Annotated in this window: 12 protein-coding genes; 9 read left to right on the forward strand and 3 right to left on the reverse strand. The window is 67.5% G+C overall.

The window, feature by feature from the left end; all coding sequences use genetic code 11:
* Window positions 1–75: 75 nt before the first annotated feature.
* The 6 genes from B7495_RS06945 (at window position 76) to B7495_RS06970 (ending at window position 6,541) form a co-directional block, all read left to right on the forward strand.
* Window positions 76–330 (forward strand): BatC protein, encoded by a 255-nt coding sequence (locus B7495_RS06945; RefSeq protein WP_088455932.1) that lies wholly within the window; start codon window positions 76–78, stop codon window positions 328–330.
* A complete protein-coding gene (locus tag B7495_RS06950) occupies window positions 330–1,574 on the forward strand; it encodes a cupin domain-containing protein (RefSeq protein WP_088455933.1) in 1,245 nt (414 codons plus the stop codon). The genes B7495_RS06945 and B7495_RS06950 overlap by 1 nt, the downstream gene beginning before the upstream one ends.
* On the forward strand, window positions 1,571–2,473 hold the full coding sequence (locus B7495_RS06955; protein WP_088455934.1) for a sucrase ferredoxin: 903 nt from the start codon (window positions 1,571–1,573) through the stop codon (window positions 2,471–2,473). Before B7495_RS06950 ends, B7495_RS06955 begins: the two co-directional genes overlap by 4 nt.
* Window positions 2,474–2,671: 198 nt before the next feature.
* Complete coding sequence (pflB, locus tag B7495_RS06960; protein ID WP_088455935.1) at window positions 2,672–4,939, forward strand: formate C-acetyltransferase; 2,268 nt, start codon at window positions 2,672–2,674, stop codon at window positions 4,937–4,939.
* Window positions 4,940–4,985: 46 nt separating this feature from the next.
* Complete coding sequence (pflA, locus tag B7495_RS06965; RefSeq protein WP_088455936.1) at window positions 4,986–5,870, forward strand: pyruvate formate-lyase-activating protein; 885 nt, start codon at window positions 4,986–4,988, stop codon at window positions 5,868–5,870.
* Window positions 5,871–6,055: 185 nt separating this feature from the next.
* Window positions 6,056–6,541 (forward strand): aromatic ring-opening dioxygenase LigA, encoded by a 486-nt coding sequence (locus B7495_RS06970; protein WP_088457954.1) that lies wholly within the window; start codon window positions 6,056–6,058, stop codon window positions 6,539–6,541.
* An 80-nt stretch (window positions 6,542–6,621) separates the two neighbouring features.
* On the opposite strand, the gene B7495_RS06975 is transcribed toward B7495_RS06970, so the two are convergent.
* Window positions 6,622–7,185: a hypothetical protein gene (locus B7495_RS06975; RefSeq protein WP_088455937.1), complete on the reverse strand. Its 564-nt coding sequence runs from the start codon at window positions 7,183–7,185 to the stop codon at window positions 6,622–6,624.
* Window positions 7,186–7,411: 226 nt separating this feature from the next.
* Between B7495_RS06975 and B7495_RS06980 the strand changes: the two genes are divergently transcribed.
* A complete protein-coding gene (locus tag B7495_RS06980) occupies window positions 7,412–9,682 on the forward strand; it encodes a transglycosylase domain-containing protein (protein WP_168195296.1) in 2,271 nt (756 codons plus the stop codon).
* A gap of 3 nt (window positions 9,683–9,685) precedes the next feature.
* Here B7495_RS06980 and B7495_RS06985 read toward each other — a convergent pair whose 3' ends face one another.
* Both B7495_RS06985 and B7495_RS06990 read right to left on the reverse strand, forming a co-directional pair.
* Window positions 9,686–13,147, reverse strand: a complete 3,462-nt coding sequence (locus tag B7495_RS06985; RefSeq protein ID WP_168195297.1) for a DNA polymerase III subunit alpha — start codon at window positions 13,145–13,147, stop codon at window positions 9,686–9,688.
* Between the two features lie 7 nt (window positions 13,148–13,154).
* Entirely contained in the window at window positions 13,155–13,463 is a 309-nt protein-coding gene (locus B7495_RS06990) for a hypothetical protein (protein ID WP_088455940.1), read from the reverse strand.
* Window positions 13,464–13,639: 176 nt separating this feature from the next.
* On the opposite strand from B7495_RS06990, the gene B7495_RS06995 reads away from it, so the two are divergent.
* Window positions 13,640–14,854, forward strand: coding sequence for a glutamate decarboxylase (locus B7495_RS06995; protein ID WP_255416806.1), 1,215 nt, complete (start codon window positions 13,640–13,642; stop codon window positions 14,852–14,854).
* 321 nt (window positions 14,855–15,175) lie between these two features.
* Complete coding sequence (locus B7495_RS07000; RefSeq protein ID WP_198415034.1) at window positions 15,176–15,955, forward strand: SDR family NAD(P)-dependent oxidoreductase; 780 nt, start codon at window positions 15,176–15,178, stop codon at window positions 15,953–15,955.
* The last annotated feature ends 18 nt before the right edge of the window (window positions 15,956–15,973 follow it).

Below are 15,973 nucleotides of genomic sequence, written 5' to 3' on the forward strand. Positions count from 1 at the left end.
GCCATCGGGGCGGCCCGCGACGTACTATCGCCTTGGGCGTCAGCCGGCGCCCGGTTACGGCTACGGAGGTATGCAGTGGGCATCAATGACGACGACATCACCACATCCGGCGCGGATGCGAACGAAGGTACGGCCGATGGCGGCGCCAATCCGGCGGGCCACGACGGCGGTGCCGACGGAACCGCGGACGCCGGAGAGGGCACCGCGGACGGCGGCGCCAACCCGGCAGGCCACGACGGTGGCGCTGACGGCTCCGCCTCGAGCGAGGGCGTTGCAGACGGCGGCGCCAACCCCGAAGGTCACGACGGCGGCGCCGACGGAACCGCCTGATGACGAGCGAAGGGCGCGGGGCGAGCGATCGTCCCGCGCTCATGCGCTTGCTCGAGGTCACGCCGGAGGCCTTCGCCACGGACTACTGGGACCGTCGGCCGCTCTTCACCCGCGCGGCCGCCCTGCGGGGCAGGTTCGATGACCTCTTCACCGCAGACGCCGTCGACGAGCTGGTCACCCACCGTGGTCTGCGCACCCCGTTTGTGCGCATGGCGCGGCAGGGCACCGTGCTCGACCCCGGCCGGTACACCGCACCGGGCGGCCTGGGCGCTGAGATCGCCGACCAGGTGAGCGCCGACAAGGTGCTCGACGAGTTCACCGACGGAGCCACCCTGGTGCTCCAGGGGCTGCATCGCACCTGGCCGCCGCTGGCCGAATTCACCCGGCAGCTCACGAGAGACCTCGGGCACCCCGTCCAGGTGAACGCCTACGTCACCCCGGCCGCGGAGCGCGGCTTTGACCCGCACTACGACGTGCACGATGTGTTTGTGCTCCAGATTGCGGGGGAGAAGCGCTGGCGCATCCATCCTCCGGTGCACCCGCGCCCACTCCGCGACCAGCCGTGGACCGACCATCGCCGTGCGGTGGAGCGACGGGCCGAGGACGAGCCGGCCATCGACGAGGTCTTCAGGCCGAACGACGTGCTCTACCTGCCCCGAGGGTGGATCCACTCGGCGACGGCGCTGGGCGGCACCTCGATCCACCTCACCATCGGCGTCGCCGCCCTCACCCGCCACGATGTGCTGCGCGAGGCCGTCGCGCACGCTGCGGCCGCCGAGAGCCTGCGCGCCGCCCTTCCCCTGGGTGTCGACCTCACGGATGCGGCGACCGTCGGCGCCCTGCTGGCCGACACCGTCGACGACTTCAGCCGGTTCACGGGCGCGGATGCGGCCCCGGCCGAGGCGGTGTCCCGGCGACTGGCCGGGCGCCTGCGGGCGTCCACCCGGGCCGAGCCGATCGCCCCCTTGGCGACCACGGCGGCCGCCACCGCACTGCACGAGGCCACCACCGTGAGCCTGCGGCGGGGACTCGGCGCCCGGTTCCGGGCGGGCCCGAACCCCGGTGACGTCTCTCTCGTGCTGCCGGACAAGACCGTGACGCTCCCGGCGGAGGCCGCCGACGCCCTGGCCCAGATCCTCACCGGACACCCCCTGCAGGCCGGCGGCCTGGCCGGACTGGATGCGGCGTCCTCCCTCGTGGTGGCCCGGCGCCTGGTGCGCGAGGGTGTCCTGGTGGTGCGATGAGCCTCCCCTCCGCCCCGGGCTGGCTGCCGTGCAGCGATCGGTCGCTGGAGCGCGGCGATCCGCTCCCGGGTACGGCCGGCTATGGCGAACGCTGGTTCCTCGTCGAGATCGACGGGGCCTGGGGCGCGCACGCGTTCCTGCAGTCGCCGCTGGACCCCGCACTCGCCCGGGCTCTGGTGACCCGCATCGAATCCGCGGGCATCCGCCCGCTCGCCATTCGTCGAACCGGCCGCACCGCGCACCAGCGCCGCGCCCAGACCGAATGGCGGTGGGCGGCCGTTGACGCCAGGGTCGGACACGAACGGGTGCACTGGGGGGTGGTGACCGATCCCGCCGATCTGTTGCAGGTGCCGTTGGACGGTGCGACCGGCGCGCCGTCGACCGAGCCGCTCATCTGCGTGTGCACCCATGCCCGGCACGACCAGTGCTGCGCCGTGAAGGGGCGGCCGGTGGTCACCGCCCTCGCCCAGGCCTACCCGGCCGCCACCTGGGAATGCTCGCACCTGGGCGGAGACAGGTTCGCGGCCACCCTGATCCTGTTCCCGCACGGGTTGTACTACGGCCGGGTGACCGCCGCCGAAGCCGCGGACCTCGTCGACGCCTACCTCGACGGTCGTATCGAACCGCGCTGGTTCCGGGGCCGCAGCTCGCTGCCCAATGTGGTGCAAGCGGCTGCCGCGTTCGCGCGGGCGAACCGGGGTGACGACCGCATCGACGCCTTCGACTACAGCTCCTGGACGGAATCGGGGGGAGTGCACACCGTGAGCTTCATCCACGGCGATGAACGGCTCGCGGTGAAGCTCACCGAGAGCCTGTCGGCGCCGCTGCTCAGCACCTGTGCGGCCAGCACTGCCCGGCCGGTGCGGGAGTTCGAACTGCGCTCGATAACCCCGGGCTGACACCCCCCAACTGGAGGTGAATACGGGACCAAGGTCCCGGTTTCGGGCCCCACTCGGAGGGTAGTGTTCCCAGTAGAGGGCGAATCACCGGCACCGTGGCACTAGCTGGTACCTCGTGGTCCTGCTCTCATGGCCCGCACGGTGGGATAAACACCCAGTCAGCGGGAAAGCCTCGATCCTACAAGGAGAGCACACCATATGACCGTCACAGATGGCATCCGAAGCGACCAGCAGGGTCTTGCAGAAACCGGCGCCGCCGAATTCGTCAGCGGCCCGTGGCAGGACTCGATCAACCTGCGCGACTTCATCCAGCGCAACTACACGCCGTACCTCGGCGACGCGAGCTTCCTCGCCGGCGCCACCGAGCGCACCACCGGCATCTGGGCAAAACTGTCCGCGATGTTCCCGGTCGAGCGCGAAAAGGGTGTCTACGACATCGACGCGACTACCCCGTCGTCCATCACCGCGCACAAGCCCGGCTACATCGACGAGGCCAACGAGGTCATCGTCGGACTCCAGACGGATGCGCCGCTCAAGCGTGCGATCATGCCGTTCGGCGGCTGGCGCATGGTCGCCACCTCCCTCGAGACCTATGGCTACCCCGTGTCGCCCGAGCTCGAGACGATCTTCACCGACTACCGCAAGACGCACAACACCGCGGTCTTCGACGTCTACCCTCCCGGTGTGCGTCGTGCGCGCAGCAGCCACCTGATCACGGGACTCCCGGATGCCTACGGCCGCGGCCGCATCATCGGTGACTACCGCCGTGTCGCCCTCTACGGTGTCGACGCGCTGATCGCCGGCAAGAAGAACGACCGCGCCGAGCTGGACATGGAGCCCTCGACCGAGGACATCATCCGTGCCCGCGAGGAGAACTCGGAGCAGATCCGGGCCCTCAAGGAACTCGTGCAGATGGCAGCCAGCTACGGCTCCGACATCTCCAAGCCCGCCACCACCGCCAAGGAAGCCGTTCAGTGGCTGTACTTCGCGTACCTCGGTGCGGTCAAGGAGCAGAACGGTGCGGCAATGTCGTTCGGCCGCAACGCGGCCTTCCTCGACGCCTACATCGAGCGCGACCTCAAGGCCGGTACCCTGACCGAATCCGGCGCCCAGGAGCTCATCGACGACCTCGTCATCAAGCTGCGCATCGTCCGGTTCCTCCGCACCCCCGAGTACGACGACATCTTCGCCGGCGACCCCACCTGGGTCACCGAGTCGCTCGCCGGCATCGGTGAAGACGGTCGCCCGCTCGTCACCAAGACCGCGTTCCGCTTCCTGCAGACCCTGTACAACGTGGGCCCCGCACCCGAGCCGAACCTGACCGTGCTGTGGAGCGACAAGCTGCCCGAGGGCTTCAAGCGCTTCTGCGCCCAGGTCTCGATCGACACGTCGGCCATCCAGTACGAGTCCGACGACCTCATCCGCAACGAGATGGGTGACGACGCCGCGATCGCATGCTGCGTCTCGCCGATGCGCGTCGGCAAGCAGATGCAGTTCTTCGGAGCCCGCGTCAACGCTGTCAAGGCGCTGCTGTACTCGATCAACGGCGGCCGCGACGAGGTGTCCGGCAAGCAGATCGCACCGGCCACCGCAGCGAACACCGACGAGGTCCTCGACTACGACACCGTCTTCCCGGCCTACCTCGAGACCCTCGAATGGCTCGCCGAGACCTACGTCACCGCGCTGAACTGCATCCACTACATGCACGACAAGTACGCGTACGAGCGCCTCGAGATGGCCCTGCACGACCAGAAGATCATCCGCACCCTGGCCTGCGGCATCGCCGGCCTGAGCGTGGTTGCTGACTCGCTGTCCGCTATCAAGTACGCCACGGTCCGTCCGGTGCGCGACGAGACCGGTCTGGTTGTCGATTACACCGTCGAGGGCGAGTTCCCCGCCTTCGGTAACGACGACGACAGGGTCGACGCCATCGCGATCGACGTCATGGAACGCTTCATGACGATGATCCGCAAGCACCCGACCTACCGCGACGCCATCCACACCCAGTCGATCCTGACAATCACGTCCAACGTGGTCTACGGCAAGGCCACCGGCAACACGCCGGACGGCCGTCGCAAGGGTGAGCCGTTCGCACCGGGTGCAAACCCGATGAACGGCCGCGACACCCACGGCATGCTCGCGTCGGCACTCAGCGTCGCCAAGCTCCCGTACAGTGAAGCGCAGGACGGCATCTCGCTGACCAACACCGTCGTTCCCAGTGGCCTCGGTCACACCAAGGACGAGCAGGTCACCAGCCTGGTCGGACTGCTCGACGCGTTCACCTCGGCCAGCGGATACCACCTCAACGTCAACGTGCTCAACAAAGAGACTCTCGAAGACGCCATGGAGCACCCGGAAAACTACCCGCAGCTGACGATTCGCGTCTCCGGCTACGCGGTGAACTTCGTCCGGCTCACCCGCGAGCAGCAGATGGATGTCATCAGCCGCACGTTCCACTCGCACTAAGAGAACACCCTTACAGATGACCGGCAACGCTAGGTAGGACGAGACCATGACCGCAATCAACCTCGGCTTCCCTAGCGTTGCCTGTCCTGTAGTCGTCGAGCATGTCGACCTTTCGGTCGACGTGGCCGACGAGATCAGTGCCCTGAACGACGTCGACCGCAAGGCCGAACTACACACCCTCGAAATGAAGGCAATCCGCGAGGGCACCGTCGCCAGCGTGCACTCCTGGGAGCTCGTGACGGCCGTTGACGGCCCCGGCACCCGCATGACCCTGTTCCTCTCCGGCTGCCTGCTGCGCTGCCAGTACTGCCACAACCCGGACACCTGGAAGATGCGCGACGGCCTGGTCACGCCCATCGACGACCTGGTCGCCCGCATGACCCGCTACCTGGGCGTCTTCAAGGCCACCAACGGTGGCCTCACCATCTCCGGCGGCGAACCGCTGATGCAGCCAGCTTTCGTCAAGCGGATGTTCAAGGAGGCGCACGCCCTGGGCGTGCACACCACCCTGGACACCTCCGGCTACCTCGGCAAGAGCGCCTCCGACGAACTTCTCGACAATGTCGACCTGGTTCTGCTCGACGTCAAGTCGGGCCTGCCGGACACCTACAAGAAGGTCACCGGCCGCGAACTTGCACCGACGATCGCCTTCGGCGACAGGCTCGCCGAGCGCAACATCCCGGTCTGGGTGCGCTTCGTGCTGGTGCCCGGGCTCACCGACGCCGTCGACAACGTCGAAGCCGTCGTCGACATCGTCGCGAGCTGGCCCAACGTTCAGCGCGTCGAGGTCCTGCCCTTCCACCAGATGGGCGAGGACAAGTGGGACCGCCTGAGCATCCCGTACCCGCTGCACGGCGTGCACCCGCCGGAGAACGACGTGCTCACCCGGGTGCGCGGCCAGTTCGAGGCACGGGGACTGACGGTCTTCTAGGAGTCGAGAAATCTGACACACCGACGAATATCGGCCTTACGCATATAAATGTGTGAGGCCTTTTTTCGTTCTGATCAGCACCTTAAGTGTTACGAATTTGAAGCCAGGGACTTTGTACCCTGACTGGGAAAACCGGATGCTGCCAGACTGTGAGCATCTTCAGAATCGCAACGAAAGGCAACATCGTGTCAACAGCAACCGTTCCGGCCACCACCCTGGGAGCCACCAAGGTCAAGGTCCTCAAGCTCATCGGCTGGGCCGGAATTCTTGGCGCCGTCGTCATGATCATCGGTGGAGGTGTGGTCTGGGGCGTTGTCAGCTCGCAGCTCTCCGCCGAGAAGATCACCGTCTCCGAAGACGCCGCGTTCCTCGCCGGCGCCCCGGTCGTCGGACCGTTCTCCGCATTCGCCCAGGCCGACATCATCAACCACCACGCGCTGGACATGGCCGAGGGCAAGACCTACGCCGAACTCGACAAGGAAGACCCGCTGCGTGCGACGGTCATGAACGCGTCGTTCCTGCGCACCTCGCTCTTCACCTCCGTGGTGTCGTTCGGTGTCTCGGCCTTCGCCATCGGCATGGGCGTCCTGTCCGGCCTGTTCGGTTGGGCCATCCTTACCCTCGCTCCGGCCTGGCCCAAGAAGACCACGGCCACGGGCGTTCGCGCGTAGTCGTACCCGCTTCACGAACGACCCGGCAGCTTTCGCTGCCGGGTCGTTTCGGGTTTAAGGGGGTTGGCTCGCTCTGGAGCTCAGTACTCGGTCGCTCCCTCGGTGTCTTCGCCCCAACTCACGATGCGCGGCGGCAACGGGTACTCGTGGGTGCCGCTGGCGGCCAACACCTCAACACTCACCACGCGGGGAGCCGTGGTGCCGGCCCGGCTCACAAACCAACCGCCGACGAGCACCACATCGCTCACCGTCGACGCGACAGCCACCCCGGTGACGGTGAACGGCCCGTAGGCCGGGTCGACGAAGAGCACCGAGATCAGGTCGCCGTGTGCCACGGCGGGTGCTGTGAGGTCCTGTTCGATGCCCGGCGCCTCATCCGCCGTCTCACCGTCGCTCGGCTCAAGGGTGCGCAGTGCCTGCAGGGACTTGTGCGGCTTGAGATTCTGCTCGATGGAGCGGCCGCCGACGGTGAGTGTCTTGACCGACGCGGAGATGAATGCGGTGCCGTCGATCGTGAAGGCGCCGTAGCGCTTGGTCAGGAACATGGCGGACACGCCGGTTCCGGATTCGAGGGCGATGATCGCATCCGTGAGCACCTTGACGTTGCGCCTGCTGGGCACATTGGGCATTGCCGGTCCGGCCATCTTTCCTCCAGAGAACGTGACACGCAACTCTAACGCCGCCCGAAACCCGCGCCGTCCGTCCAGCGGCGCACTGCCCCTGTTCGAGGGGTTCGGCAAGCCCCTAGCGAAGCGTTCCCGAGCGGCATTGAGTGGATGACTACTGGCGCGATTGGGCGTGTCTGGTGTGTGGAGGGGCGGACGGCGGAACCATGGTGAGCACAGAATGGTGAGCAACGGCACAAACGGGATGAACGGAACCGGAGTCACCCCACCGCGATCCTTCGGCGGTGTGGTCGGCGGCCTGATCGGTCTGGCCGCGACGAGCGCCATTGCCGGGCTGTTGGTCACTGTGAGCCTGACACCGGTCGTTGCGCTCACCGGCGTGGCGGCGACCAGCACGATCAACGTCTTCGAGACCCTGCCGAACTACCTCGAGATCGAGCCGCTCGCCCAACGCAGCAACATCTATGCCACCGGCCCGGACGGAACGTCGATCCTGCTCGCGACCCTGTACGACCAAAACCGGGTCGAGGTCGGCTGGGACGACATCGGCCAGAACGTGAAGGACGCCGCGATCGCCGGGGAAGACCCGCGCTTCTACGACCACGGCGGCGTCGACCTGCAGGGAACCATGCGCGGCGCGTTGACGACGGCGTTCCGGGGAAGCGTGCAGGGCGGATCGTCGATCACCCAGCAGTACGTCAAGAACGTGCTCGTTCAGAAGTGCGAGATGCTCCCCACCGAGGAGGAGATCTCGGACTGCTACGCGGCGGCCACGGTGACGACGGCATCGCGCAAGCTCAAGGAGATGCGACTGGCGATCGGCGTGGAAAAGAAATACGCAAAAAACGACATCCTGCGCCAGTACCTCAATATCGCCGGCTTCGGCGGCCGCGTGTACGGCATCGAGGCTGCGGCCGCCTATTACTACGGGAGCACGGCGGCCGATCTCACGGTGGCGCAGGCGGCCAGCCTCGTGGCCATCGTCAACAATCCCGGCAAGTTCAGGCTCGACCGGCCGGCGAGCGAGACCAATGGCGTGGCCAATGGCTACCTGGACAACCGGCAGCGCCGCGACTACATCCTCGGGGAGATGCTCAGATACGGCAAGATCACCCAGGTCGAGTTCGATGAGGCCATGGCGGCCCCCATCGAACCGACCATCCATGAGCCCAGCACCGGATGCCAGACCGCCGGGGCAAACGCGTACTTCTGCGACTACGTGATCCATGTCCTGGCGAACGACCCGGTCTTCGGCGACGACGAGGATGCGCGGATCAAGAACATCCGCCGGGGCGGCTTCGACGTGTACACCACCCTCGACCTCGACCTTCAGAACGCCGCAGTCGCGACGATGAACGAGAACGTGCCGAAGACCCGCGCCGGCTGGGACGTGGGCGGTGTCATCTCGAGCGTCGAGGTCGGCACCGGCCGAGTGCTCGCTATGACGCAGAACAAGGACTACAGCCAGGACCCCGAGGTGCAGGCCACCGGGAGCAACTGGAGCAGCGTGAACTACAACACCGACTTCGTCGCCGGGGGATCCCGCGGGTTCCAGCCCGGCTCCACCTACAAGGTCTTCACCCTCGCGGACTGGCTGAACACCGGCCATTCCCTGGACGAGCGCGTCGACTCCGCGCCCAGATCACAATGGGGAACCTTCAACGACAGTTGTTTCGGCCCACAGAACTACGATTCGGAGGGCTGGAGCCCCAAGAACGACGCCAACGAATCCGGTCGCAACTACAGCGCGCTGGAGGCCACCATCGGGTCGATCAACACGGGGTTCATCGCCATGGCCAAGCGGCTCGATCTCTGCGGGATCCGGAAGATGGCCGAGGCCTTCGGAGTGCACCGCGCCGACGGCGAACCGCTGAGCCAGAGCGCGGCATCCGTGATCGGCACGAACGAGATCGCCCCGTTGAGCATGGCCGTCGCCTTCGCCGGCATCGCCAACAACGGGACAACCTGCAGCTCGATCGTGATCGACCGGATGATCGGCGCCGACGGCACCGAGGTGCCCATCCCCGTCTCGCGGTGCGAGGACTCAGTGCTGCCGGAAACCCAACGTCAGATGGTGGCCGCTCTCAGTCAGGTGATGTCGAGGGGAACCGCCGTGCAGTCGAACACCGGCACGGTGCCGTGGGTGCCGATGTTCGGCAAAACCGGAACCACCGACAACGCCAAGGACACCTGGATGAGCGGAGCGAGCAGCAAGGTGGCGACCGTCGTCGGCGTCGTGACCGTCACGGGGAACGCCAATCAGCGCGCAATCAACTTCGAGAGCGGGCCCGCCGCCACCGCGCGGCACCGGATGTGGCCGGCCGTGATGTCGGTGGCGAACGCGAAGTACGGTGGAGATCCGTTCCCCGGGGTGTTCGTCACTCCACCGGCGGTCGCGGAGGAGGAAGACGTGGGTGTGGACGTCGACGAAGACGTCGATGCAGACCAGGATCTCGGGGGCGACGACACCGAGCAGAACGATCCGGCACCTGACGTTCCCGAGGGGACCGACTAGAGATCACGCGCTCTGCGTCGACCACAGGTCGAATTCAGTCGTACCGGAGCCGGCCGCCCGCCGCATCGGCTGCCGGGCCACCGCGGCCGCCGTTGCCTCGGCGACGGACGGTTCGGCGTCCAGCGCCGCCGCCCTGGCCGCCTTGAGAGCCCTGGCCCGGTCCCTGGCCACCGTGACGAGGTCCCACATGCCCTCACCCGTCACCGAGACCCCGCGGGCACCCGAGCGCCGGGTGCGGCCACGCACCAGCATCAGTTCGGTCTGGAAGACGCCGCCGCCGATGCGTTCCTGGGCGTCGTGGAAGAACACCACGTTGGCCACCGGACCGGTGCCGTCGTCGAGGCTGACGAACACCACCCGGCGCCCGTCACGCATCGGCGGGGTGTTCGTGGCCCGGCGCACGCCGGCCAGGAGCACATCGGTGCCGCCGGGCAGGGTGGCCAGCTGGGCGGCCGGGGTGACGCCGAGTTCGGCGAACAGCGGGTAGTACTTGCGCATCCGGTGGCCGGCGACGGCCAGACCGGTGTCGAGCAGCTCGAGGTCGGACTGGGTGCGCCCGCGCAGCTGCAGCGAGGTGACGGTGTCGAAGCGCGCACCCTCGTAGTCGAGCACCGGCAACGGAACCTCGAAGGCGAGCTGGTCATCGGCGATGGTGATGGCCGTGCCCCGCAGCGACTGGATGTGCGCGAGCAGCTCGTGCCGGCGGGTGCGATCGTGATCGATGAAGCTGTCCAGCGCGCCGACGCGGGCGAGGGCCTCGAAGGTACGCCGACGCGGGTGCACCCGGTCCCGAAAGTCCTGCAGCGACGTGAACGGCTGGTGCCGCACGATGCGGGCGCGCTCGGCGTCGCTCGATCCGGAGAGCTCCGGCAGCGGCATCCGGATGCCCTGGCCCTCACCGACGGACTCCACCCTGTAGTCGAGGGCGCTGTGCTGCACGTCGAGGCCCAGAACCGGCACGCCGAGCACCCGGGCTTCGGCCACGAGCAGGTCTTTGGGCCACATGCCCGGATCGTGCGTGAGCAGTCCGGCCAGGAACGCCGCCGGGTGGTGGGTCTTCAACCAGGCGGACTGGTAGGTGGGCAGGGCGAACGCCGCCCCGTGCGCCTTGGCGAAGCCGAAGCTGCCGAACCCGGCCAGCACGGTCCAGACCCTGTCGATGGTGCCGGCATCGAAGCCACGGCCGAGGGCGTTCTCGCGCACGTACGCCTCGATCACGCTCAGCTGCTCCGGCCGGCCCAAGTGCCGGCGCAGCACGTCGGCGTGACCGAGCCCGCAGCCGGTGAGCTCGTCGAAGAGGCGCATCACCTGTTCGTGGAAGATGACGACGCCATTGGTCTCGCGCAGGATCGGTTCGAATCGAGGATGGATGTAGTCGGGCGCGACCTCACCGTGCCGAGCCTCGAGGTAGCGCAGCGGCATGTTGTTCTTCATCGGCCCGGGGCGGAACAGCGAGATCTCCACGGTGAGGTCGTTGAACACCTCCGGCTGCAGCTTGCCCACCAGCTCCATCTGGCCGGGGGACTCGATCTGGAAGATGCCTAAGGTGCGGGTGGAGCGGATGAGCTCGAAGGTGGCCGGGTCATCCAACGGCACCCGGTCCAGGTCGATGTGTTCGCCGGTGAGCCGGTGGTGTTCCTCCACGGCGTGCGCCATGGCCGACTGCATGCGCACACCGAGGATATCGAGCTTGATCAGGCCCATCGGGTCCATGTCGTGCTTGTCGAATTGGGACATCGGCAGGCCCATCCCCGAGGCCTGCACCGGGGTGCGATCCAGCAACGAGGCATCGGAGAGGATGACGCCGCAGGGGTGCACCGAGATGTGCCTGGGCAACCTGTCGAGCCTGGCGGTGAGGTCCACGAGCAGGTCGAGCTGCGAGGACTCCCGCACCTCGGCGGCCAGCTCCTCCAGCTCCGGCTTCTCGGCCAGGGCCGCACGAAAGTCGCGGGCGTTGAACCGCCACATCTGCTTGGCGATCGTGGCGACCTGGGCGTCCGGCATGCCCAGGGCGAGGCCCGCGTCCCGCACGGCGCCCCGACCCCGGTAGGCGTTGGTCATCGACATCAGCGAGACCCGGCTGGCGCCGAACGTCTCGAAGACCTTCCGATAGATGTCGTGTCGCCTGGCCGACTCCACATCGAGGTCGATGTCCGGCAGCGTCTGCCGTTCGGGGGAGAGGAAGCGTTCCCAGAGCAGGCCGTTGCCGATCGGTTCCACCGACGAGGTGTGCAGGGCGTAGTTGAGCACCGAACCGACCCCGGAGCCGCGGGCCTGGATGCGGATGCCCATGTCACGCACGAGGTCGGCGACGGTGGCCACGGTGAGGAAGTAGCTGGCGAAGCCGAGCGATTCAACCGTCGACATCTCGTGGGCGAGCCTGTCGTGGGCCGCCGTGAGCCCGCGGCGCCCGGCGTCGGCGTAGCGCTCGTCGATGCCGTGACGGGCGCGGGCCCACAGCTCGGCGAGCGGGTCGCGGGTGACCCCGATCACGCTCGCCTCCGGCATCCGCGGCCGGCCGAGCCCGATGTCACCGACAGGGTCGAGCGCACAGCGTTCCGCGAGGTCGTGGGTGTCGCGCAGCAGCCGGGCCAGCGCTCCGTCGCTGTGCTGCCCGGCGTCGACCACCATGCGGGCCACCTGCCGCATGGCGGCCGCCGGCTTCAACCAAGCTTGGCCGTTGACCTGCAGGGGACGGGCCTCGGTTTGAATGTTCGGCGGCTGGGCCTGTGCTGGCTGGGCGAGCTGCGCGAGCGGCATGAGGTGCCTGGCCGCATCGGCGAGGTCGGCGGTCACCGCCTCCTCGGCGGTGCCATAGCGCACCGCGTTGCTGAGTACGGCGGGCAGCCGGGCGTACTCGGCGAGGGCGAGTATGCGCGTGGCCGGGGCGACGCTGCCCGGCATGCCCGGTTCGGTGAGATGGCAGACGACCTCGAGAGCGAGCGACTGGGGCGGCATGATCCGTTGCCACTCGGCGAGGGTCGCGCGGGCCAGCGGGTTGTCCCGGCGCTCAATCGCGTGGCCGACATCGGAGGCCGGGCCGAGCAGCACCGTCAACGAGTTCAGGCCGGCCAGCTCGGCGAGGCGGCTGCGTGGGATGCTCGGCGGGTGGCCGGGCACGCGCACCGTGGTCTCGTGGGCGCTGGAGACGGCCCGGCAGAGCGCCGCGTAGCCGCGGCCGGCACCGCCCTCACCAGCACTGCCGCCGTGCGCCAGCACCACCACCCGGCCGAGAGGTGCGAGGGTGTCGTCGTCGTGCACCTCGAGATCGGCGCCGAGCCCCGGGCGAATGCCGGCAGCCACACAGGCACGCACGTGCTTGACGGCCCCGTACAGTCCGTTCCGATCGGTGACAGCCAGGAAGGTCGCCCCGTCGGCGGCCGCCTGCCCGGCGAGGGCCTCCGGCAGGGTCACGCCATAGTGGGTCGAGTAGGCGCTGGCGACGTGCAGGTGCGGAAAACTCATCGCGGCGTCACCCCCAGTCGAGCGCGAGCACCCAGGTGCCGTCGGCGTCGTGGCGCAGGTCGTACCGGTGCTGGTCCTCGCCGCCCTTGGCGGCATCCAGCCGCCACAGTTCGGTGTCGATGCGGGTGGGCGTACCGCTGTGCTCCCACCATCGGGTGCGCGTGAAGACGGCCTGGGGTTGCCCGATGACAGTGTGTTCGAATCGGTCCCACACGAAGGCCCGGGGGTCGCCGTCGGCGGAAAGCTCGACCTGCACTGCTTTGTCTATGATCACGGCTGTGTCTTCGAACTGAGGGGCGTCGACAATCTGGGTCATGGGCCCACCTTCCGCGTTACTTCGAACAAATGTTCGATATTCGAAAGTGTACGTCACGCCTCCGACAGACGCCAGCGGATGGAGCGCGCGGTCGGTGGGTGGTTCGCGGGGGTAGCCCACGGACCGGCGCGGGCGCACTCTGGTGTTCCACGTCGACGAATCCGGAATTCACGCAGATCAATCCGCTCTTCGCCCGGCCCGGTGAAGATTCCCGCGCCCCCCGCCACACGTTGGCGGCCGGCCCGATGGGGCCGGAAACGGCCTACCAGATCATTCACGACGAGATCATGCTCGACGGCAATTCCCGGCTCAACCTGGCGACCTTCGTGGGCACCTGGATGGACGACTACGCCCGCAGGCTCTACGCCGAGTCCTTCGACAAGAACATGATCGACAAGGACGAGTACCCGCAGACCGCGGCCATCGAGGACTACTGCTGGCACATCATCGCCGACCTCTGGCACGCGCCGGAACCGCGGGCGACCATCGGCACATCGACCATCGGGTCGTCCGAAGCCTGCATGCTCGGCGGACTGGCCTTCAAGCGTCGCTGGCAGCAGTCCCGTCGCGCGGCCGGGCTGCCCACCGACAAGCCCAATCTGGTGATGAGCAGCGCCGTGCAGGTCTGCCGGGAGAAGTTCTGCAACTACTGGGAGGTCGAGGCGCGTCTGGTGCCGGTGACCGACGAACATCCGTGCCTGGACGGGCACGACCTGGCCGCCTACGTCGACGAGAACACCATCGGTGTCGTGGCCATCATGGGCGTCACCTACACGGGGATCTACGAGCCGGTACAGGAGATTGCCGCCGCACTCGACGCCATCCAGGCCGCGACCGGGTTGGATGTTCCGATCCACGTCGACGCGGCGTCGGGCGGCATGGTCGCGCCGTTCCTGCAGCCCGAGCTGATCTGGGACTTCACATTGGAGCGGGTGCATTCGATCAGCACCTCGGCGCACAAATACGGCCTGGTCTACCCGGGGCTGGGCTGGGTGGTCTGGCGCAGCCGCGACCTGATGCCAGAGGAGCTGGTCTTCAACGTGAGTTATCTCGGCGGAGACATGCCGACGCTGGCCCTGAACTTCTCCAGGCCCGGCGCCCAGGTGCTTCTGCAGTACTTCCTATTCCTCAGGCTCGGCTTCGAGGGCTATCGGCTCGTGCAGCAGACCTCGCAGAATGTCGCGCTGTCCCTGTCCAGCGCCATCGCGGAACACGGCGCCTTCACCCTCATCAGCGATGGATCCGACATCCCGGTGTTCGCCTGGAGTCTCAAGGCCGGGCACACCGACAAGTGGAACCTGTTGACCGCGATCACCGAGGAGACCGCATACCTCGACAGGCTGGAGGGTGCGATGCCGGCGGAGAAACACCACCCGGGCTTCACCCACTGAGCGCCCGAACTGAGCGCCCGGTCTGAGTGCCCGGTCTGAGTGCTCGATTGGAATGACCGGCAATCCTCCCTATTCCGAGCCGGCCGAGCGTAGCATTTGCTTGGGGCGCATTGACATAGACGCCCGCGTTAGAAGGTACTCATGACACTCAAAGTGGAGTCTCAAGAATCGGTGGAGGTTCGGCCGGCGGAGTCTCCAAAAGCAGAGTCGTTGACAACGGAGTCTTTGAAGACAGAGCCGCGGAAAACGGAGTCGCTCCGAACGGAAACTCGGAAATCGGAATCCCGGGAAACGGAGCCTCCCGCGACGCGGTCTCACGACATGAGGCCCCAGACGATGGAGGACCAGGCCGCGGAGGTCGTGAAGGCCCCGAGCCCGGTTGCGCTGGTCACCGGAGCCGGCTCGGCGATGGGACGGGCGGTCGTCCGCAAACTCCTGGAGAACGGCTATGCGGTCGCCGGCATCGACGCCAAACCCACCGACCTCGCCGGCGAACAGCACTTGGTGCTCGTCGGCGACATGAGCACCGAGCACGGCTCCAGGCTGGCGGTCTCGCAAGCCATCGACACCTTCGGCCGGCTCGACGCCGCCGTGTTGCTGGCCGATATCGGCGCGTCCAGCACTCTGCACATGCCCGGAACGGAGGCCGAGGGGGAGCGCCTCCTTGCCCGCAATCTGAACAGCATCGCCCTGGGCATTCAGGCGGCTGTCGAGGGACTCTCGATCGACGGGCACCGGAGCATCGTGGCGACGGCGTCCGTAGCGGGACTATTGGCCGACCCGGGCAACTGGGCCTACCACGCCTCGAAGGTCGCCATGATCGACCTCGTGCGCTCCACAGCCCTGACCTATGCGGCCAGGGGAATCCGGGTGAACAATGTGGCCTCCGGCCTGATGCGGGCGGATGAACCGAATGACACCCCGACCACTCAGACCTTCGGCCGGGATTTCTCCCGCCGCATCCCACTCTTCAGGCTCGCCCAGCCATCGGAGATCGCGGCGGTGATAGCTTTTCTGATCTCCCCGGCAGCGTCCTATGTGACGGGCACCACCCTCGCCGTCGACGGCGGGCTGACGGCATCCGCCGGGCTCGTGTTCTGAAGCGAGAGCGGCCGACAA

The sequence above is a fragment of the Cryobacterium sp. LW097 genome, assembly GCF_002205495.2.
Lineage (GTDB): Bacteria > Actinomycetota > Actinomycetes > Actinomycetales > Microbacteriaceae > Cryobacterium > Cryobacterium zongtaii.

Excerpts from the sequence above, each read along its gene's own strand:
- B7495_RS06950 (WP_088455933.1), top strand. The coding sequence starts at position 330 with ATGACGAGCGAAGGGCGCGGGGCGAGCGATCGTCCCGCGCTCATGCGC.
- B7495_RS06955 (WP_088455934.1), top strand. The coding sequence starts at position 1,571 with ATGAGCCTCCCCTCCGCCCCGGGCTGGCTGCCGTGCAGCGATCGGTCG.
- pflB (WP_088455935.1), top strand. The coding sequence starts at position 2,672 with ATGACCGTCACAGATGGCATCCGAAGCGACCAGCAGGGTCTTGCAGAA.
- pflA (WP_088455936.1), top strand. The coding sequence starts at position 4,986 with ATGACCGCAATCAACCTCGGCTTCCCTAGCGTTGCCTGTCCTGTAGTC.
- B7495_RS06975 (WP_088455937.1), bottom strand. The coding sequence starts at position 7,185 with ATGGCCGGACCGGCAATGCCCAATGTGCCCAGCAGGCGCAACGTCAAG.
- B7495_RS06980 (WP_168195296.1), top strand. The coding sequence starts at position 7,412 with ATGAACGGAACCGGAGTCACCCCACCGCGATCCTTCGGCGGTGTGGTC.
- B7495_RS06985 (WP_168195297.1), bottom strand. The coding sequence starts at position 13,147 with ATGAGTTTTCCGCACCTGCACGTCGCCAGCGCCTACTCGACCCACTAT.
- B7495_RS06990 (WP_088455940.1), bottom strand. The coding sequence starts at position 13,463 with ATGACCCAGATTGTCGACGCCCCTCAGTTCGAAGACACAGCCGTGATC.
- B7495_RS07000 (WP_198415034.1), top strand. The coding sequence starts at position 15,176 with ATGAGGCCCCAGACGATGGAGGACCAGGCCGCGGAGGTCGTGAAGGCC.